This window comes from Synechococcus sp. N5, assembly GCF_900473925.1.
Taxonomy (GTDB): Bacteria; Cyanobacteriota; Cyanobacteriia; order PCC-6307; family Cyanobiaceae; genus Parasynechococcus.
The window spans coordinates 147,502-166,655 of sequence record NZ_UCNI01000006.1; the positions used below are offsets into that span (position 1 = coordinate 147,502).

General features: G+C 63.2%; 21 protein-coding genes, 1 other RNA gene and 1 riboswitch. Of the genes, 10 read left to right on the forward strand and 12 right to left on the reverse strand.

What is annotated here, in order from left to right; all coding sequences use genetic code 11:
• Positions 1-38: 38 nt before the first annotated feature.
• An RNA gene (gene rnpB, locus DXY03_RS06145) (RNase P RNA component class A) lies at positions 39-429 on the forward strand.
• Positions 430-454: 25 nt separating this feature from the next.
• A complete protein-coding gene (gene rnc, locus DXY03_RS06150) occupies positions 455-1,180 on the forward strand; it encodes a ribonuclease III (RefSeq protein ID WP_115009634.1) in 726 nt (241 codons plus the stop codon).
• Here the strand turns inward: rnc and DXY03_RS06155 are convergent.
• Positions 1,138-1,965, reverse strand: a complete 828-nt coding sequence (locus DXY03_RS06155; protein ID WP_115009635.1) for an ion transporter — start codon at positions 1,963-1,965, stop codon at positions 1,138-1,140. The genes rnc and DXY03_RS06155 overlap by 43 nt on opposite strands.
• 4 nt (positions 1,966-1,969) lie before the next feature.
• Positions 1,970-2,155 carry an NAD(P)H dehydrogenase subunit NdhS gene (locus DXY03_RS06160; RefSeq protein WP_115009636.1) on the reverse strand — a complete coding sequence of 62 codons (186 nt, stop codon included), beginning with the start codon at positions 2,153-2,155 and terminating at the stop codon, positions 1,970-1,972.
• A gap of 55 nt (positions 2,156-2,210) precedes the next feature.
• Between DXY03_RS06160 and rimM the strand changes: the two genes are divergently transcribed.
• Entirely contained in the window at positions 2,211-2,744 is a 534-nt protein-coding gene (gene rimM / locus DXY03_RS06165; RefSeq protein WP_115009637.1) for a ribosome maturation factor RimM, read from the forward strand.
• A gap of 70 nt (positions 2,745-2,814) precedes the next feature.
• On the forward strand, positions 2,815-4,290 hold the full coding sequence (locus DXY03_RS06170) for a mannose-1-phosphate guanylyltransferase/mannose-6-phosphate isomerase (protein WP_115009638.1): 1,476 nt from the start codon (positions 2,815-2,817) through the stop codon (positions 4,288-4,290).
• A 3-nt stretch (positions 4,291-4,293) separates the two neighbouring features.
• Here the strand turns inward: DXY03_RS06170 and glmS are convergent, their stop codons facing one another.
• Together glmS and psaC are read right to left on the reverse strand one after the other, a co-directional pair.
• Positions 4,294-6,183, reverse strand: coding sequence for a glutamine--fructose-6-phosphate transaminase (isomerizing) (gene glmS / locus DXY03_RS06175; RefSeq protein WP_115009639.1), 1,890 nt, complete (start codon positions 6,181-6,183; stop codon positions 4,294-4,296).
• A gap of 54 nt (positions 6,184-6,237) precedes the next feature.
• Entirely contained in the window at positions 6,238-6,483 is a 246-nt protein-coding gene (gene psaC / locus DXY03_RS06180; protein WP_006850103.1) for a photosystem I iron-sulfur center protein PsaC, read from the reverse strand.
• A 147-nt stretch (positions 6,484-6,630) separates the two neighbouring features.
• Between psaC and acpP the strand changes: the two genes are divergently transcribed.
• From acpP to tkt, 3 genes are read left to right on the forward strand one after another with little or no spacing between them, the layout of a single operon-like run.
• A complete protein-coding gene (acpP, locus tag DXY03_RS06185; protein WP_011363161.1) occupies positions 6,631-6,873 on the forward strand; it encodes an acyl carrier protein in 243 nt (80 codons plus the stop codon).
• An 8-nt stretch (positions 6,874-6,881) separates the two neighbouring features.
• Positions 6,882-8,129, forward strand: coding sequence for a beta-ketoacyl-ACP synthase II (gene fabF, locus DXY03_RS06190; protein ID WP_115009640.1), 1,248 nt, complete (start codon positions 6,882-6,884; stop codon positions 8,127-8,129).
• A gap of 54 nt (positions 8,130-8,183) precedes the next feature.
• A complete protein-coding gene (tkt, locus tag DXY03_RS06195; RefSeq protein WP_115009641.1) occupies positions 8,184-10,193 on the forward strand; it encodes a transketolase in 2,010 nt (669 codons plus the stop codon).
• A 139-nt stretch (positions 10,194-10,332) separates the two neighbouring features.
• On the opposite strand, the gene thiC is transcribed toward tkt, so the two are convergent.
• From thiC to ruvB, 6 genes are all read right to left on the reverse strand, one after another.
• Positions 10,333-11,736: a phosphomethylpyrimidine synthase ThiC gene (gene thiC / locus DXY03_RS06200; RefSeq protein ID WP_115009642.1), complete on the reverse strand. Its 1,404-nt coding sequence runs from the start codon at positions 11,734-11,736 to the stop codon at positions 10,333-10,335.
• A gap of 45 nt (positions 11,737-11,781) precedes the next feature.
• A riboswitch (TPP riboswitch) is annotated at positions 11,782-11,888 on the reverse strand.
• A gap of 31 nt (positions 11,889-11,919) precedes the next feature.
• On the reverse strand, positions 11,920-12,534 hold the full coding sequence (locus DXY03_RS06205; RefSeq protein WP_115009643.1) for a HEAT repeat domain-containing protein: 615 nt from the start codon (positions 12,532-12,534) through the stop codon (positions 11,920-11,922).
• Positions 12,531-12,758, reverse strand: coding sequence for a DUF3188 domain-containing protein (locus tag DXY03_RS06210; RefSeq protein WP_011363156.1), 228 nt, complete (start codon positions 12,756-12,758; stop codon positions 12,531-12,533). Before DXY03_RS06210 ends, DXY03_RS06205 begins: the two co-directional genes overlap by 4 nt.
• Positions 12,755-13,936, reverse strand: a complete 1,182-nt coding sequence (locus tag DXY03_RS06215) for an amidohydrolase (protein WP_115009644.1) — start codon at positions 13,934-13,936, stop codon at positions 12,755-12,757. The genes DXY03_RS06210 and DXY03_RS06215 overlap by 4 nt, the downstream gene beginning before the upstream one ends.
• 1 nt (position 13,937) lies before the next feature.
• Entirely contained in the window at positions 13,938-14,702 is a 765-nt protein-coding gene (locus DXY03_RS06220; RefSeq protein ID WP_115009645.1) for a tetratricopeptide repeat protein, read from the reverse strand.
• Positions 14,699-15,745: a Holliday junction branch migration DNA helicase RuvB gene (gene ruvB, locus DXY03_RS06225; RefSeq protein ID WP_115009646.1), complete on the reverse strand. Its 1,047-nt coding sequence runs from the start codon at positions 15,743-15,745 to the stop codon at positions 14,699-14,701. The genes DXY03_RS06220 and ruvB overlap by 4 nt, the downstream gene beginning before the upstream one ends.
• A 50-nt stretch (positions 15,746-15,795) precedes the next feature.
• Here ruvB and smpB point away from each other — a divergent pair, with 50 nt between their 5' ends.
• Entirely contained in the window at positions 15,796-16,296 is a 501-nt protein-coding gene (smpB, locus tag DXY03_RS06230) for an SsrA-binding protein SmpB (protein WP_115009647.1), read from the forward strand.
• Here the strand turns inward: smpB and DXY03_RS06235 are convergent.
• Positions 16,290-17,969 carry a serine/threonine protein kinase gene (locus DXY03_RS06235; protein WP_244272336.1) on the reverse strand — a complete coding sequence of 560 codons (1,680 nt, stop codon included), beginning with the start codon at positions 17,967-17,969 and terminating at the stop codon, positions 16,290-16,292. The two genes, smpB and DXY03_RS06235, sit on opposite strands and share 7 nt — an antisense overlap.
• Before the next feature lie 186 nt (positions 17,970-18,155).
• On the opposite strand from DXY03_RS06235, the gene DXY03_RS06240 reads away from it, so the two are divergent.
• Positions 18,156-18,389 carry a hercynine metabolism small protein gene (locus DXY03_RS06240; protein ID WP_115009649.1) on the forward strand — a complete coding sequence of 78 codons (234 nt, stop codon included), beginning with the start codon at positions 18,156-18,158 and terminating at the stop codon, positions 18,387-18,389.
• The gene (locus tag DXY03_RS06245) at positions 18,386-18,865 is read left to right on the forward strand and encodes a hercynine metabolism protein (RefSeq protein ID WP_115009650.1); all 480 of its coding nucleotides are present in this window, start codon (positions 18,386-18,388) and stop codon (positions 18,863-18,865) included. The genes DXY03_RS06240 and DXY03_RS06245 overlap by 4 nt, the downstream gene beginning before the upstream one ends.
• Before the next feature lies 1 nt (position 18,866).
• On the opposite strand, the gene DXY03_RS06250 is transcribed toward DXY03_RS06245, so the two are convergent.
• Positions 18,867-19,130, reverse strand: a complete 264-nt coding sequence (locus tag DXY03_RS06250) for a hypothetical protein (RefSeq protein ID WP_006851112.1) — start codon at positions 19,128-19,130, stop codon at positions 18,867-18,869.
• Between the last annotated feature and the right edge of the window lie 24 nt (positions 19,131-19,154).

The window sequence follows — 19,154 nt, forward strand, 5'->3', positions numbered from 1 at the left end:
AGACTTCTGAATTATGCCCACGAGGCATGATGAGATCTGAAAGCAGGCGAGGTGGTTGCGGCCGATCTCTTTGAGTGTCGGCTGAGGAAAGTCCGGGCTCCCTGATGGCCAGGCTTGCTGGGTAACGCCCAGTGCGGGTGACCGTGAGGAGAGTGCCACAGAAACACACCGCCGATGGCCGGTTCGCCGGCACAGGCAAGGGTGCAAAGGTGCGGTAAGAGCGCACCAGCAGCATCGAGAGGTGCTGGCTCGGTAAACCCCGGCTGGGAGCAAGGCCAAGGAACGACGGCTGGCCATTGGCCCCGTTCCGTTTGAACGCGCCGCTTGAGGCCGTCGGTAACGGCGGTCCCAGATAGATAGCCACCCACCCTCCGCAGACCAACCTCTGTGGGGCGTGAACAGAACCCGGCTTATGTCCTGCTTTCACCCACATCAGCGTTGCTCAGGAGTCTTTGTGGATCCATCCCGCGCTGCAGAGCTCACCAACCTGATTCAGCGCCTCGACACTGAGATTCCGATCAACCCTGAGCTACTCGCCCTGGTGGATCAGGCCCTCACCCACATATCGAGCGGCCGGGCCCGCAACCTGGAACGGTTGGAGTTCCTTGGTGATGCGGTGCTGCGGCTCGCCGCCACCGAATTCATTGATCGCCACCACGCTGATCTCGCGGTGGGTGCCTGCTCCAACCTGCGGGCCCAGCTGGTCAGCGATCGCTGGCTGGCGGACGTGGGTGCAGCACTTGGCATCGAACAGCATCTGTTGCTGGGGCGGCACGCCCAGGGGGATCGGTCCGCCCAATCCAGGCTGCGAGCCGATGCCACCGAGGCTCTGATCGGTGCGTTGTACAGCGCCCTCGGCAACGTTGAAGCGATTCACCGCTGGCTCACCCCCCACTGGTGCGCCACCGCCCAGGCGGTGCTGGCAACTCCCCATCAGTTCGGCGGCAAAACAGCGCTGCAGGAGTGGAGCCAGGGCCAGCGGCTGGGACTGCCCAGCTACACCACCGAAGAATGCAGCCGCCAGCACGGCGACCCCGAACGCTTCCGCTGCCGGGTGAGCATCCAAGGCCAAGACCTAGCGGAGGCCAAAGGCCGATCCCGCAAGGAGGCCGAGCAGAGCGCGGCAACAGCAGCTCTTCAGGCCCTGGAAGGCAGCGACGCGCCACAGGCATCGCAGTGACGGGCAACCTTGCGGTGCCCCTGACGCCCGCAGCTGCTGCAGACCAGCTCCACCGACCTCTGCTGGTGATGGCGCACCCCGGACACCGTCAGGATTCCCGTGGGAATGGCGATGATGCCGAAACCCAAGAGCATCACGACTGAGGCCAACAGCCGCCCCAGCTCCGTCTGGGGAACCACGTCGCCATAGCCGACGGTGGTCATGGTGACGATCGCCCAGTAGACGCCGCTCGCCACCGTCTGGAACTGGGAATCAGGCCGGGCGCTCTCGATCACAAAGATGCTGTAGCCGAGCACCACCTGCAGCAGGAAAACGAAGAACAAAAAGACGCCGATGGTGCGGGCACTTCCCCGCAGGGCCTGCCCCAGCACGCGGGCTTCATCGATGAACTTGAGCAGCTTGAACACCCGCAGGATGCGGCCGAACTTGAACACCCACAGCAACAGCTCACTGCGCACCTGCGGCACGAAGAAAAACAGGACTGCCGAGGCGTCAATCAATCCGGTGAAGCTGAACAGGTAGCTGCGAGGCTTCTCCACCAAGGCCAGATGAAGAACGAAATCCGCCGCAAACACCGCCAAGCAAACGTTCTGAACCAGATCGATCCAGGGCACATTGGTTTGGCGAAGGGCTGAATTGCCCAGGGGGTCAGGTTCCAGCAGCAGGGCCAGAACACTCAGAAGAATCGCCCCAAAAATCACAGCGTTGTAGGTCTTGCCCGCCGGGGTGCTGGCTTCCAGCACCGTGGACTGCAGCCGTTGTCGCAGGCTTCGGTCCTTGTCCATCGCCTCAGGCTGGCTGGAGGTCCTTCAACCGCAGGGTCACCAGCTTGTCCCAGTTGCCGCCTTCAAACAAAACGGCTGCACAGTCGCCGCTGATTCGCTGCACGAAGCCGGTGTAGCCGTTGTAGATCGAGGTGACATCCGAAACGGTGACGGTGGAGCCGGGGAGGATCGGAGCGGTTGCAGGCGCCATGGCTCGTTCGCGGACGGATCTGGGGCCATTATCGGCAGAGTGCGCGGCGGATGTCATGGCGGAGAGCAACGAGTGGCTCAGCGTCGGCAAGATCGTGGGAGTCCAAGGGCTACAGGGGGAACTGCGGATTAACCCCGCCAGTGATTTTCCCGAGCGGTTCACAGCGCCAGGACCCCGCTGGCTGCGCAGCCGCAAGGGGGGTGAACCGACGGAGATCCAACTCAAGAAGGGGCGGCAACTGCCCGGCAAGTCGCTGTTCGTGGTTCGGCTTGAAGGCATCGACAGCCGTAGCGCCGCCGAAACCCTTGTTGGCCAGGAACTGCTGGTGTCAGCGGATGACCGGCCCGAATTGGACGAGGGGGAATTTCACCTGCTTGATCTGCTGGGCCTGGAGGCACGACTCAAGGCCGATGGCCCTGCCGTTGGCACCGTGAGCGATTTGATCAGCGGCGGCAACGACCTGCTGGAAATCACCACATCGGAGGGCCGCAAGCTGCTGATTCCCTTCGTGGAGGCGATCGTGCCGGAGGTGCAGTTGGAGGACGGCTGGCTGCTGCTCACGCCACCGCCAGGCCTGCTGGAGCTCTGACAGATCTCTCTCGGGGCATCGACAGAACCCCCTGGGGCGAGCGATTCTGGGTCACCGCTCTCAGGACGTGATGGCCTCCACACCGCTGATTCCTGTGATCCTTTGCGGGGGCACCGGCACACGGCTCTGGCCGCTGTCGCGGGCGAGTTACCCCAAGCAGTACTGGCCGTTGAGCGGAGACGGCGAAGCCACATTGCTGCAGCAGACCCAACAGCGGCTCTATGGCCTGGACGCCCTGGCGGCTCCACTGCTGATCTGCAATGAAGACCACCGCTTCATCGTGGCCGAGCAGATGCGGCAGATCGGGGTCGAACCGAACGCGATCCTGCTGGAACCGATGGGCCGCAACACCGCCCCGGCGGTGACGGTGGCCGCGCTGCAGGCCACGGCCAACGGCGAAGACCCCCTGCTGCTGGTGCTGGCGGCGGATCACCTGATCCGCGATGCCGCCCAGTTCCGCCAAGCCATCAACGCCGGCCGCAAACCCGCCGAAGCGGGACGACTGGTGACCTTCGGGATCGTGCCAACGGCCCCGGAAACCGGCTACGGCTACATCGAAGCCAGCGAACCCTTCTCCCTTGGGGGATCGCCCCATGTGCCGATCAAGCGGTTCGTGGAGAAGCCCGATCAGGCCACAGCAGAGCAATTTCTGGCCACCGGCCGCTTCACCTGGAACAGCGGCATGTTCCTGTTCCGCGCCAGCGCCATGCTGGCGGAACTGGAGCGACTGGCCCCGGAAGTGGTGAGCTGCTGCCGGGCCGCTCTGGAGCAGGACACAGCTGACCTGGAATTCCATCGGCTGGAGCGGGAAGCCTTTGCCAAGTGCCCCAACGTGTCCATTGACGTGGCCGTGATGGAGAAAACGGAACTGGGCAGTGTGCTGCCACTGGATGCGGGCTGGAGCGACGTCGGCAGCTGGAGCGCACTCTGGGAAACCTCAGAGCAAAAGGATTCCCAAGGCAATGTGCTGCAGGGCCATGTGATCGCCGAAGGCAGCCGCGACTGCTATCTGCGCAGCGAACACCGCCTGGTGGTGGGACTGGGGGTTGAAAACCTGGTGGTGGTGGAAACCGACGACGCCGTGTTGATTGCGGATCGCTCCAAGGCCCAGGAGATCAAGACCGTGGTGAAACAACTGGAGGCAAGCGGCAGCCCGGAGGGCAAGGCCCACCGCAAGATCTATCGGCCCTGGGGTCATTACACCGGCGTCACCGAAGGAACCCGCTGGCAGGTGAAACGGATCTCCGTTAAACCCGGCGCCAGCCTGTCGCTGCAGATGCACCACCACCGGGCTGAGCACTGGGTGGTGGTCAAAGGCACGGCACTGGTGGAGCGCGATGGCACCGAGCAACTGGTGGGGGAAAACCAGAGCACCTACATCCCGATGGGATGCAAACACCGCCTGTCGAACCCGGGCCGGATCCCGGTGGAACTGATCGAAGTGCAGAGCGGCGAGTACCTCGGCGAGGACGACATCGTGCGCTTCCAGGACCGCTATGGCCGCAGCGACCTCAGCCGTAGTGATCTCAGCATCAATGCCAGCTGAGGCTCACTCCACCGTGACGCTCTTGGCCAGGTTGCGGGGTTGATCCACATCCAGGCCGCGATGGGCGGCGATGTGATAGCTCAGCAACTGCATGGGAACCACGGTGAGCAGGGGGCTGATCCACTCGCTCACCGAAGGCACCGGCAGCAGTTCATCAAAGAGATCGGTGTCGGGCCCCTGGGGCGCCACGCCGATCAGCTGGGCATCGCGGGCCTTGGCTTCCTGCGCGTTGCTGAGCACCTTCTCGAACACCACACCGGGCACGGCGATTGACACCACCGGCACCCGGGAATCGAGCAGGGCGATCGGGCCATGCTTCATCTCTCCGGCCGGGTAGCCCTCGGCATGGATATAGCTGATCTCCTTAAGCTTCAACGCTCCTTCAAGGGCGATCGGATAGTTGATGCCCCGGCCCAGAAAAATCACGTCCTGGGTGTCGGCAAAGCGATGGGCTAGGGCTTCGGAACGCTGATCGTGCAGATCCACCAGTTGGCGTAACTGCTGGGGCAGGCTGCGTAATTCTTCCGCCAGAGCCTTGATCTCTGCCGCGGGGCGAGAACCACGGCGGGCTGCGAACGCCATGGCCAAGCCATAGAAGGCCAACAGTTGGCCGAGGAAGGTCTTGGTGGCCGCCACACCGACCTCGATGCCGGCTCCGATGTCAAGGATATGGGGCACCTGTCGGGAGAGGGAGCTCTCCGGGCGGTTGGTCACCCCCAGCTGGCGTGGAGCAAAGGCAGGATCCCCTTGGGCCAGGCGCCGCTCAGCCTCCATCGCCAAAGCGGCAAGGGTGTCGGCCGTCTCACCGGACTGGGTCACCCCAATCGTGAGGGTGTGGGGAGCCAGCGGCGGCGGGGCATAGCGGAATTCACTGGCGTAATGCACCGATGTAGGAATCCCGGCGAACTGCTCCAGCAGGTAGCCCCCCACCATCGCGGCGTGGCGGCTGGTGCCGCAGGCCAGAATCTGGACCTGCTCGATCCCGGCATAAAAAGCATCGTCCAGCGGCAGGGCCACCGGCTGTTCAAGCGGCAATCCCTGGGGCAAATGGCGCGCCACCCAAAGCTCCGCCGTCTCCGGTTGCTCATGAATTTCCTTGAGCATGAAGTGACGGAACTCACGCTTATCAGCCACGTGATCCACACCGCTGAGCTGGGTGGGCATGCGTTGCTGACGCGCCCCTGCTGCGTCGTAAAGCTCAACACCGAGGGGGGACAGCAAAGCAACCTCGCCGTCTTCCATCGGCAGGATCGTGCGGGTGAATCCCGCCAGAGCGGGCGTGTCGCTGGCGCAAAGAAATTCCCCCTCACCCAAGCCGATCAACAGTGGGGCCGCCTTGCGTGCCACCACCAAAGCCCCCGGGGCCAGATCCCAGATCACCGCCAGGGCATAGGCCCCCTCCAGTTTGGGCAGTACCCGCTGCAGGGCCTCCAGCAACAGCCCACCACTCGGGGTTCCACCGCCGGCTTGCAGCTGCTGCAGTTCTTCAGCCAGCAGATGCGGAATCACCTCGGTGTCAGTCTCCGACTGGAACACCACCCCGGAAGCCTCCAGCTGCTCCCTCAGGGCCCGATGGTTCTCAATGATTCCGTTTTGCACCACCGCCACCGCACCGTCGTTACTGCGGTGCGGGTGGGCATTGCGCTCCTCCGGTTTGCCATGGGTGGCCCAGCGGGTGTGGCCAATGCCGCATTGCCCAGGGGCGCCCTCGGCTTCAAAACAGGCAGTGAGGTTGCGCAGCTTGCCCTTGGCCCGTAAGCAGGTCAGCTGCCCCTGGGCGGCCACCGTGGCGATCCCAGCGGAGTCGTAACCGCGGTACTCCAGCTGCCGCAAGCCCTCCAGCAGCTGAGGCGCCGCTTCTCGGGAACCCACCAGGGCAACGATTCCGCACATACAAAAAAAGCCCGGCTACAGCCGGGCCGAGCTTATGAGGTGCAACGGGGCAAATCAGTAGGCCAAACCCATGGAGCGAGTGGTCTCATCGCCCAGATAAACGCGGATACTGAGGAAGTCGGTTGGACAGGCGGTCTCACAGCGCTTGCAACCAACGCAATCTTCGGTGCGTGGAGAGGAGGCAATCTGGCCGGCTTTGCAGCCGTCCCAGGGCACCATCTCAAGCACGTCGAGAGGGCAGGCGCGTACACACTGGGTGCAGCCGATGCAGGTGTCGTAGATCTTGACGGCGTGGGACATTTGCCCGATGCATACGAAGGCTTGCGGCAAACGTACCCGTCCTTCGCCGGTCCATGGCCAGGCCGTCACCGTTGTTAACGGCGCAGGCGTTGGCGAGGAGACCAACGAAGGCGTGCCCGTAAGATGCAGCGTCCCGTTGCCACGGCTATGTCCCAGGAAGCGATTCTCGAAAAGGTGCGCTCAATCGTTGCGGAGCAACTGAGTGTTGACTCCGGCGAAGTGAAGCCCGAATCCAACTTCCAGAACGATCTGGGTGCTGATTCTCTGGACACCGTGGAACTCGTGATGGCCCTGGAAGAGGCTTTTGATATCGAGATTCCCGACGAAGCAGCTGAAGGCATCACCACCGTTGGTGACGCCGTCAAATACATCGAAGACAAACAGGCCTGAGCAACGCAATGGTGGATGGTCTCCATCGCGTCGTCATCACCGGCCTCGGCGCGGTCACACCGATCGGCAACACGGTTCAGAACTACTGGAATGGCCTCACCTCCGGCACTAACGGAGTAGATGCCATCACCCTGTTCGATGCATCCGCACACGCCTGCCGCTTTGCGGCGGAGGTGAAGGACTTCGATCCGTCCGGCTTCATCGAACCGAAGGAAGCCAAGCGCTGGGATCGGTTCTGCAAGTTCGGCGTGGTGGCAGCCAAACAGGCCGTGGCCCATGCCGGCCTTGAAATCAACGACGCCAATGCAGATCGGATTGGCACGATCATCGGTTCCGGCGTGGGCGGTCTGCTGACGATGGAGACGCAGGCCCATGTGTTGGAGGGCAAAGGTCCTGGACGGGTGAGCCCGTTCACTGTGCCGATGATGATTCCCAACATGGCCACAGGCCTTGCCGCCATTGCCCTGGGCACCAAGGGACCCAGCTCCGCGGTGGCCACCGCTTGCGCTGCCGGCTCAAATGCTGTCGGCGATGCCTTCCGGCTGCTGCAGTTGGGAAAGGCTGACGCGATGGTGTGCGGTGGCGCTGAGTCAGCGATCACTCCCCTAGGCGTGGCCGGCTTCGCCAGCGCCAAGGCCCTGTCCTTCCGCAATGACGAGCCAGCCACGGCCAGCCGTCCGTTCGACAAAGAGCGCGACGGCTTCGTGATTGGCGAAGGTGCCGGCGTGATGGTGCTTGAAACCCTCGAGCACGCCAAGGCCCGTGGCGCCACAATCCTCGGCGAAGTGGTGGGTTACGGCATGACCTGCGACGCCCACCACATCACCTCCCCCACCCCCGGTGGCGTCGGCGGTGCCGAGGCGATGCGCCTTGCTCTAGCCGATGGCGGTATCGATCCATCCGAAATCGACTACGTCAATGCCCACGGCACCAGCACTCCGGCAAACGACAAGAACGAAACCTCGGCCATCAAAAGCGCCCTGGGCGAGCGCGCCTTGCAGATTCCGGTGAGCTCCACCAAATCGATGACTGGTCACCTGCTAGGTGGTTCTGGTGGCATCGAAGCCGTGGCCTGCGTGCTGGCGCTGCAACATGGCGTCGTCCCCCCCACGATCAACCACACCACCCCGGATCCCGACTGTGATCTGGATGTCGTGCCGAACGAGGCCCGGGATCTAACACTGGGAACCGTCTTGTCGAACTCGTTTGGCTTCGGCGGTCACAACGTCTGCCTCGCTTTCAAACGCGCCAGCTGAGCCTTCGTGCTCACGCCGTGCGTCAAAATCGCTTCAACTTTTCTTCTTAACACCATGGTCGCTGCGCCCGCGTCACTCGACACGCTCTGCATCAACAGCATTCGGATGTTGGCTGTCGACGCCATCAATAAGTCCAACAGCGGCCACCCCGGCCTGCCGATGGGCTGCGCACCCATGGGTTACGCCCTCTGGGACAAGTTCCTCAAGCACAACCCCAAAAACCCCAAGTGGTTCAACCGCGACCGCTTCGTGCTCTCCGCCGGTCACGGCTGCATGCTGCTCTACGCGTTGCTGCACCTCACCGGATACGACTCTGTCTCCATTGAGGACATCAAGCAGTTCCGCCAGTGGGGCTCCAAGACCCCCGGTCACCCCGAAACCTTTGAGACCCCTGGCGTTGAAGTGACCACCGGCCCCCTGGGTGCCGGCATTTCCAACGCCGTGGGCTTGGCCATCGCTGAATCCCACCTGGCGGCCAAGTTCAACAAGGCCGACGCCACCGTGGTGGATCACTACACCTACGTGATCATGGGCGACGGCTGTAATCAGGAGGGCGTGTCCTCCGAAGCCGCCTCCTTGGCTGGCCACCTGAAGCTTGGCAAGCTGATCGCTCTCTACGACGACAACAGCATCACCATCGACGGTCGCACCGATGTGTCCTTCACCGAGGACGTGCTGAAGCGCTACGAGGCCTACGGCTGGCATGTGCAGCATGTGTCCGAGGGCAACACCGATGTGGATGCCATCGCCAAGGCGATCGAGGCTGCCAAGGCTGTAACCGACAAGCCGTCGATCATCAAGGTCACCACCACCATTGGCTACGGCTCCCCCAACAAGGCCGACACCGCTGGTGTGCACGGTGCTGCTCTAGGTGAAGAGGAAGCAGCCCTGACCCGCCAGCAACTGGGTTGGGACTACGCCCCCTTCGAGATTCCCCAGGACGCCTACGACCAGTTCCGCCAGGCCATCGACCGCGGCGCAAGCGTCGAGGCCGAGTGGAACCAGACCCTGGCCACCTACCGCACCAAGTACCCCACCGAAGCCGCCGAATTCGAGCGGATGCTGCGCGGCGAGCTGCCCGAGGGTTGGGACAAGGACCTCCCCACCTACACCCCCGAAGACGGTGGCCTGGCCACCCGCAAACACTCCCAGATCTGCCTGGGTGCTCTCGGCCCCAACCTGCCCGAGCTGATCGGCGGCTCCGCCGACCTCACCCACTCCAACTACACGGACATCAAGGGGGAAGCCGGCTCCTATCAGGCCAGCAGCCCTGAGAAGCGTTACCTGCACTTCGGTGTGCGCGAGCACGCCATGGCCGCGATCCTCAACGGCATCGCCTACCACAACAGTGGCCTGATCCCCTACGGCGGCACCTTCCTGGTCTTCGCCGACTACATGCGCGGTTCCATGCGCCTGTCGGCCTTGAGCGAGCTGGGCGTGATCTACGTGCTCACCCACGACTCCATCGGTGTGGGCGAAGACGGCCCCACCCACCAGCCGATCGAAACCATCCCCTCGCTGCGGGCGATGCCGAACATGCTGGTGTTCCGTCCTGGCGACGGCAATGAGACCAGCGGTGCCTACAAGGTGGCCATCCAGAACCGCAAGCGCCCCAGCTCCCTTTGCCTCAGCCGCCAAGGCATGGCCAACCAGGCCAACTCCTCCATCGACAAGGTGGCCCTGGGTGGCTATGTGCTCGAAGACTGCGCAGGAACTCCCGATCTGATCCTGATCGGCACCGGCACGGAACTGGACCTCTGCGTCCAAGCCGCCAAGCAGCTCACCGCTGAAGGCAAGAAGGTGCGCGTGGTCTCCATGCCCTGCGTGGAACTGTTCGACGAGCAGACCGACGCCTACAAGGAAGAGGTGCTCCCCAACGCCGTACGCAAGCGCATGGTGGTGGAAGCCGCTGAATCCTTCGGCTGGCACCGTTTCATCGGCCTGGATGGCGACAGCGTCACCATGAACCGCTTCGGCGCTTCCGCTCCCGGCGGCACTTGCCTCAAGGAGTTCGGCTTCACGGTGGAGAACGTGGTGGCCAAAGCCAAGGCTCTGCTCGGCTGATCACCAAAACACGTCAACAACAAGGCCTCCTGCTTCGGCAGGGGGTCTTTTTTATGCCACCAACCCAACCAATGGCCCTACACCAAAAAGCCCGACGTCCTTACGGACGCCGGGCCAAGATCTGATTGCAAGCAGGCAATCAATCGGCTTTATCGAGCTTGACGGGAGTCAGCTCTGCAGCGCCGGTGTTGGCTTCGAGCACCTTTTCAAGACCTTCGAGATCTTCATCAGTGATCTTGGTCTGCATCGGGCAGTGCTTTGGTCCACACATGGAGCAGAACTCAGCCTGCTTGTAGATGTCAGCCGGCAGGGTTTCGTCGTGATACTCCTTGGCCCGCTCAGGATCCAAGGACAGCTCAAACTGCTTGTTCCAGTCGAAGTTGTAGCGGGCGCGGCTGAGCTCGTCGTCACGGTCACGGGCGCCGGGGCGGTGGCGGGCGATGTCTGCCGCATGGGCAGCGATCTTGTAGGCGATCAGGCCTTCGCGCACATCCTCAGCATTGGGCAGACCGAGGTGCTCCTTCGGCGTCACGTAACAGAGCATTGCCGTGCCATGCCAACCGGCCATCGCCGCACCGATCGCAGAGGTGATGTGGTCGTAGCCGGGAGCAATGTCGGTGACCAGGGGGCCGAGCACATAGAAGGGTGCTTCGCTGCACTCCTCCATCTGCTTCTTCACGTTGAACTCGATCTGGTCGAGGGGGACGTGGCCGGGACCCTCCACCATCACCTGCACGTCGTGCTTCCAAGCGCGACGGGTCAGTTCACCGAGGGTGTGCAATTCAGCCAGTTGAGCAGCATCCGATGCATCGTGCTGGCAACCGGGACGGAGCGAGTCGCCAAGGGAGAAGGTGCAGTCGTAGCGCTTGAAGATCTCGCAGATGTCGTCAAACCGCGTGTAGAGCGGGTTCTGACGGTGGTGATACAGCATCCATTGAGCCAGGATGCCGCCTCCGCGGCTGACGATGCCGGTGATACGGCCTTTCACCTTGGGAAGGTGCTCAATCAACAGGCCAGCGTGGATGGTCTGGTAGTCGACCCCCTGCTGGCAGTGCTTCTCGATGATGTGGAGGAAGTCGTCCTCATCGAGCTTCTCGATCGATCCGTGGACGCTCTCAAGAGCCTGATAAACAGGCACGGTGCCAATCGGAACGGGGGATGCACCGATGATCGCGGTGCGCACCTCATCGAGGTTGACGCCGCCGGTGGAGAGATCCATCACGGTGTCGGCGCCATATTTCACCGCCAGCTTGAGCTTCTTCACCTCCTCAGCGGCATCAGACGCATTCGGAGAAGCGCCGATGTTGGCGTTCACCTTGCACTTGCTGGCGATGCCGATCGCCATCGGCTCGAGATTGGTGTGGTTGATGTTGGCCGGGATAATCATTCGCCCCCGGGCTACCTCTTCCATCACCAGCGATTCGGGCAGGTTCTCCCTCTTCGCCACATGGGCCATTTCTTCAGTGACCACGCCCTGACGGGCGTAATGCATCTGAGAGACGTTGGCCTGACCCTTACGGGACTCAACCCAGGAAGCTCGCATGATCTGAGGTGCGACGGACAGCCCAGGGGTCGACGTTTGGCCGTGGATCACGCTCAAGCACTTCCCTGCGCCGGCATGACCCGGAATCAGGTTCGGAGGGTGTGATCTCAGTCTGGGTTCATGAGAAAACCCGGACACCCCTAGTGATGGTTGAACGCTAGCAAGCGTTGCTCAAAGACCCATTCAGCTGACCTGCAAACCATTGAGCACCGCAGCCACCACCCGGTGATCGCTGTCCTGCTGCAGAGATTGCAACAAGCCTCGGGCCTGCACCGCGATGGAATCGGTACCCCCCTCCCGAACGATCCGACTGAGAATTTCAGCCCCACTCACCCGCACGGTGCCATCGGCATCAGCGATTGCCATGGTTGCCAATTCCAGCAACCAAGCCAAATCAATGTCGGGTTGTTCCGCCAAGGCGGACAGAATGCTGCAGCGCACCAGCCAGGCGGCATCAGCTTCAAAGGCCGAACGCAGCAAAGGCCAGGCCCGCTCCACTCCGTAGCTGGCCAGAGCATTGGCTGCCTCGGCCCGCACATTGGGGTCTTCATCGGCAGTGATCAACGCACTCAGCACAGTCCAGCCCTGTTCGGTGCGCTTGTAGCCCAATCCACTGCAGCTCAAGGAACGCACCAGAAAGGGCTTCTGCTCCGTGCCCAGCACCAGCAACGGCACAGCCTCAGCATCCGAGCAATGGCGGAGCTTTGTGATCGCCGGCATCGCCTGAACCGGATCCCCACTGGCAATGGCCTGGCGGACCTCCTCGAGATCAGGGCGTTGCGGATCGGTCTCGTTCATGGGTTGCTGCCAGGGGTGCGCGCCCGTTGAAGATCGGCCAACAGCCTGGCGCGGCGGCGCTGCCGACCGAGAGCACTGCTGATGATCAAACCCGAACCCACCAAGATCGCGGGCAACACCTGCACCCGGTCCTTGCCTTGGCGCTGGTTGGTGGCCAGCAACGCGAGCAGGATCAGCAATGGAGCCCCGAGGGAAACCCAAATCACCGCACGACGTTGGTTCATGCCGAGGTGTTCTCCGTGATCCAGGCCAGCACGGTGGCCGTGAGAACCGCAATGCCAACACCGAGGGCGTCTTCCTCCAGTGCGAAAGCTCCGTTGTGCAGCGGCGCACACCCCTCGGGCCCGGCCACGCCCAGCCGCACCATCATTCCCGGCACATCCCGAAGCAGCTCAGCAAAGTCTTCCGCCCCCAGAGAGGGCTGCTCCACCGGCAGCACCTTGTCGCGCCCCAGACACTCCACCGCACAACGTTCGAGCAAAGTCGTGAGCTGCGGATCGTTGTGCACCGGTGGCGCTATGCAGCGGTAATTCACCACTGCCGTACCCCCTCCAGTGGCACAGATCCCCTGAACCGTCTCATCGATCCAAGCCGGCAGCTGGGCGTGCTGCTGCAGATCCAGACAGCGCACCGTACCCAGCAAGCGCACTTGATCGGCAATCACGTTAAAGGCGCGACCGCCCTCCACCTTGCCGAAACTGATCACCACCGGCTGCAACGCATCCAAGCGGCGGGCGATGGTCTGCTGAAGCTCTGTGATCACCCGAGCCGCCAGCCAAACAGCATCCACCGACTGATGGGGACGGGCGCCATGGCCACCCTGACCCTGAACAAAGATTTCCAGCTCACCGGCCGCCGCTGTAAGACAACCCCGCCGTATTCCCACCGTGCCAACCGGCAGATTCGGCACCACATGCACGCCGTACAAGGCATCAAGGCCTTCCACCGCCCCCGCATCTCGCATCCACACCGCCCCCTGGGCCAACTCTTCAGCGGGTTGAAACAGCAAGCGCACCCTGGCCGCCAAAGCCGGCTCCTGAGCCAGCAACCGCGCCACCCCCAGGCCCGTGCAGGTGTGCAAGTCGTGGCCACAGGCGTGCATCAGACCCTGCCGGGTGGAGGCATAGCTCAGCCCGGTGCGCTCTTCCACTGGCAAGGCATCCATGTCCACCCGCAAGCCCACCGTGGGGCCGTGATCAGGTCCCAATTCGGCCACCACGCCCGTGCGGCCAACACCTTCACGGACCCGCCAACCCAGCTGACGCAGTTCACCGGAGACAAGGGCGGCGGTCTGGTGTTCCTCACCGCTGAGTTCAGGGTGGGCATGAAGATGACGGCGCAGCTGCAGCAGCTCAGGCAGCTCACGGCTGAGTCGATCGGCAAGGGACGCCGCTTGGATCATCTCAGGACGCCTCCAAAGCCAAGAACGCCATAAGATCCGCCGTCGGCTGCGGTGGCCAGCGGCGCACCTGCTGCAGCCAGTCGGCCTGGCGGTAACGCTGATCCAGCCCGGCCGCCGCGGCCCAGTGGCTTTCGGCTTCACCACTGGATCCTTCACGCCAGAGCAGGCCGCTGAGGGCCGCCCGAGCATCGGCGAACAAGGGATAGCGACGGATCAGTTTGCGCAATTCCGCCTCCGCCCAATCGAGATCTCCCGCTTGCCAGGCCGCCAGGGCCTCGCTGGAGCGGGCCATGGCGAAGCCGGGGCGGGCGAGGGCCGCCTGGCCATAAAGATCTCGAGCCTCAGGCCAGTCCCCTTGCGAACCGCGCACATTGGCCAGGTTGTAGAGGGCTGAGGCATCCTGCGGATCGCGCTCCAGAATCCAGAGATAGTCGTCCGCTGCCGCGGACCAGTCCTGAAGCGCCTCCTCTGCCGTGCCCCGGTTCAAATGCGGGTCGCTTTCCTCTGGCGCCAGAACAATCGAGGCGCTCTGGTCTTCGATGGCTCCCGACGTATCACCGAGGGCGAGACGCACATTGCCGCGGTTGCTCAGCGCTGCTGCATCCTCTGGGGCCTGCTCCAGAAAGCGGTCCCAGAGGGTCAGAGCCTCCACAAAATCCCCCTGACGGCTTGCCGTCAGGGCCTGCTCGTAGAGCCCCTGCAAGTCGAAAGCCTGCACCGGCAGGGCAAGTACCAGACTCAGCAACAGGACGAGGAACCGGTTCATGCCGCCTCGGACAGATGACTGCGGGCCGCATCCGTGACCATGCGGCCGCGGGGGGTGCGCATCAGCAAACCCTGCTGCAACAAAAACGGCTCCACCACGGTCTCCAGGGTGACGGGATCGTCGCCAAGGGCCGCCGCCAGAGTCTCCAGGCCCACCGGGCCACCACCGTGATGGTCGATCAGCAGCTGCAGCAAACGCCGATCGCTGGCATCGAGACCCCGATGATCAACGCGGTGCAGGCTCAGGGCCTCTCCAACGAGGGCCTGATCAATGGCTCCACCGCTGCTGCCACGCACGCTGGCCACATCCCGCACCCGGCGCAGCAAACGGTTGGCAATCCGGGGTGTACCGCGACAGGAGGCAGCAATACTGCTGCGGGCCTGCGGCGTGAGGGTGACCCCGATCAGCCCGGCGGTGCGCTCCACGATCGCTTCCAGGTCGTCTTGGCCGTAAAACTCCAACCGCTGGATCAGGCCGAACCGGTCCCGCAGGGGGGAGCTCAGCGATCCGGCGCGGGTGGTGGCCCCCACGAGCGTGAACGGCGGCAGGTCCAGCGAACGGGTTCGTGCTGTGCTGCCCTTGCCCACGGTGAGATCGAGGCGACGGTCTTCCATCGCGGGGTAGAGCAACTCCTCCGCCACCCGACTCAAGCGATGAATCTCATCAATGAACAGCAGATCACGGGGCTGCAGGTTGACCAACAAGCCAACGATGTCGCGCGGGCGTTCCAGAGCTGGTGCACTGGTGACCTTGCACTGCACCCCCATCTCTTCGGCCAGCACCATGGCCATGGTGGTTTTGCCCAAACCCGGCGGGCCATAGAGCAACACATGATCGAGGGCATCGCCGCGGCCAAGCGCCGCTTCCACAGCAATGCCCAGCACCTGCTTAAGGTCGCTCTGACCGATGTAGTCGTCCAGGCGCTGGGGCCGAAGCTTGTCTTCCGGCCGACTCACCACCTCTTCAGGTGCCGGCTGGGGGTCCACCAGCGCTTCAGGGCGGCGTGGTGGCTTGCGACCGGAGCTGGAGGAGACAATCGCCATGCGGGCAGGGTACCCAGACCTGGATAGGGTCGGAAGACGCAGCCGCAGCCATGGCCAAGGGAGGAGCGAAAAAAGCAGCCGCAGCCGCGGCACGGGCCGCCGCCAATCGGATGCTGGCGGACAACCGGCAGGCACGGCACCAGTACGAAATCCTCGAAACCCTCGAAACCGGCATCGAGCTGGTGGGCACCGAGGTGAAGTCGATCCGCAACGGCAAGGCCAACCTGCGGGATGGCTTCTGCCTGATCCGCAATGGGGAGCTGCAGCTGCACAACGTGCACATCTCACCCCACACCCACGCCGGCAGTTACTTCAACCACGACCCGCTGCGCACCCGCAAACTGCTGGCCCATCGCCGTGAGATCGACAAGCTGCGCGGTTTGGTGGATCAGAAAGGCCTGACGCTGATCCCCCTCAACATTCACCTCAAGGGGTCCTGGATCAAACTCACCATCGGCCTGGGCAAAGGGCGCAAGTTGCACGACAAGCGCGCCGCCGAAAAGGAAAAGCAATCGAAGAAGGACGTGAAAGCAGCGATGGAGCGCTACTGATCGAGCGAGTTCGCCCGACAGGACAGGGTGAACAGACTCGAAGAAACCCCTTCGTTGGTGACCAACACCTGCAGGGGCGAGCCCGCTTGCGGAGCAATCCGAGTCACCCGCAGGGGACCACGCTCCGCCTCCACCTGCCCATTGACGCCGAAAACCATCATCTGCATCAGCGGTGTGCCGTTGATGCCCAGAGCGACGGCATCACCTGCTGGAGCCTCCACCAGCACCAAACGCGCGCCACCGGCAGGGATAGGCAACGACGTGATGGCGGGTTCAAGCGGGCGCGCTTTTAGCCGCACGATCTCAACGTCATCAAGGCTCTGAATCGCCGCTGCAATCCAGAGCTGAAGGAAGGGGTCGGCGGGTTTCCGACCACGCATGGTGACCGGCAGCAGATCCTGGGCTCCAGCACTCACCAGCTGCTGCACGACCCGCGGATGAACGCCCTGTTTCAACAGCACCTCACGCGGCTGCTGCCAGTCCCCTGCCCCCAGACGCCCCAACTGGGCCCGAATCGCCGGCGGCAGCAAGGCGATCCGAGCCAGCCATTGCTCGGCCAGCTCGGTCCAGGCCCTGCGGTACGGCGCATCCTGCTGCGGCTCCGTGCTGAGCTGGCTGGCATCGACAAGTTCGACAAACCAGCCGCGATCCACTTGAAGCGCCCGCAGCCGGCTGAGCAATTGCTGGCGTTGATTCAACTCATCTGGCGGCGGACTAACGGCCGCTGTAGCCCCATCCCTGCTGGAGCGAGGAATCCTTTCTGCAGTGGACGTGCGCGGTAGCAGGAACCAACCGATGGCGGAACCCACCAAGGCCGACAGGGCCAAGGCGATCACCACGGGGCAGAGGCGCCCCTCCGCTCCCTGCTCGCGAGCCATCGCTCGCTTCTGACGAGGGGATGTTGAGGAGGGAGCCATCGCAGCGAAGCGTCCCAATGCAGGAATTGGCTTCTCGATCGGACCAGTTTGTTCAGGCATCGCCAGCTGCTGCAAGGCCTCCTGGGCACTTGCAGCATCAGGGAAGCGGCGGTTCGGATCCTCCGTAAGCAACCGCTCGAGCACTGCTTGATACGAGGGATCCAGCCCCAGCCTTCCGAGACTTGAAGGGGGATTGGACGGCTGGCCCGTCAACAAGGCCACGGCTGAAACGGCCAAATCCCGCACATCCATCCAGGCGGCAGCGTCTTCAGCGGGGACAAGCTCGCCGTTTAATGCAACCGGCAATCCATCACTGGTGCGGCGCCACAGGTTTTGAAGACTGATGTGCCCATGCACCAGGTCATCGGAATGAAGCGCTCCCAAGACTGGTAAGACCTGCCTCAGCAGCAGCAGCACTTCGCCAGCGCTGAAAACCATCTGGCGTCGCGCGCGCTGCTGTTGAAGCGAAGCGAGGCTGCTGCCTTCGATCCAGTCGCGAACGGCCCACAAACCATCCTCCAGATCAAGCAACTGACCAAAGCGAGGCAACTGATGCGACCCGATCTTCTGCAAGACCTCCCAGCGCTTACGGAAAGGCTCTTGGCTGGTCAAGTCGTTCAGCTGACGTAGCGCTACGGGGCAATCGCCAGCCATCACATCCACCGCACGCCACAGGCAACCACGCAGCGGGTCGGGCCCGCTCAGGCGCTCCTCCAGGCGGTAACGCTGCAACAGCACTGTGCCGGAACCGCTCAAGGGATTCAGCCACATCGATGGGCTGATGGTACCGATGGTTTGCGGCACCCCCTAGGGCCCGCGAAGGATGGATCGGGCCAGTGCTGTTGGACCGATCCAAACCAGCAGATCGCTCTGCATCTGCTTTTGCCGGCAAACTGAACCCACAGACTTATCCAAAAAACGGAGCCCAGGAGCTCAGGCGGCATGAAATCAGACGAACGGCGTCAGGCGATCAAGCGGCAGCGCGAACAGCTGATCCAAGACCTGGAAGCGGTGTACATGGCCGCGTTCGATCGCCTGGGGGAACTGGAAGGTGAAGTGGGAGAAGTGAAAGCGGCGCAGCTCACCCAGATGATCCTCAACTCCAAAACGGCCGCGATCGAGCCCCTGGAGAAAGAGATCGAAAAACCGGTGATCACCACCCCAGGCGAGGCATGAGCAGCTGGATGGAGCAGTTGGAGCGGGAGCTGGACGCCCGGCTCTCCGCCTTTCTGCGCAACAACCCCGTCCAGGAACACCTGTTCAGCGAACAACACCAGAAAGATCGGGCCGCAGCCCTGCAACGGCAACGCCAACAACTGCAGGGCGAGGCGAAGCAGCAACGCCAGCAACTGCTGAGGCTGGCCGAAGACGTACGGGCCTGGCGCAGCCGGGTGGAGCGTGCCAGGGCAGCCGGCGCAGCCGATCTAGCCGGGCGAGCCGAACAACATCTCACCAGCCTGATGAACCAGGGACGTGCCCTCTGGGCCGACCTAGAGGATCTAGGACGCCGCTTCAACGAGGTGGAGCGGCAATTGCAGGAGCTTCAACACCAAAAACAAACGCCCAGCCCCTCAACACTGGAGAAGGACTGGGCGTTGTTTGAAGCGGAACAGGAGCTTGAACAGCTGCGCCGCGACGCTGGGCTGAGTTAGATCAGGCCTTGGGCGCGGGGGGCTCCAGGCTGACACCCTCGGGCGGAGGCGTGGGATCCGGATCGGCGATCAGCATGTGCTGCAGCACGATTTCCGGGCGCTCACTGTCCCGCCAGCGGATGCGGTAGGCAGGCATTTTGGTGCCACGGCTGGTGGTCTGTTCCACCGGCTCCATCACCCATCCCCGGCGGGAACGGCCCTGGGGATTCCGCTTGACCACGGCATCAGCGTGCTTGAAGCGAAACCCGACGCGTTCTCCACTCATGGGGATAGGACCATGCCACTCCTC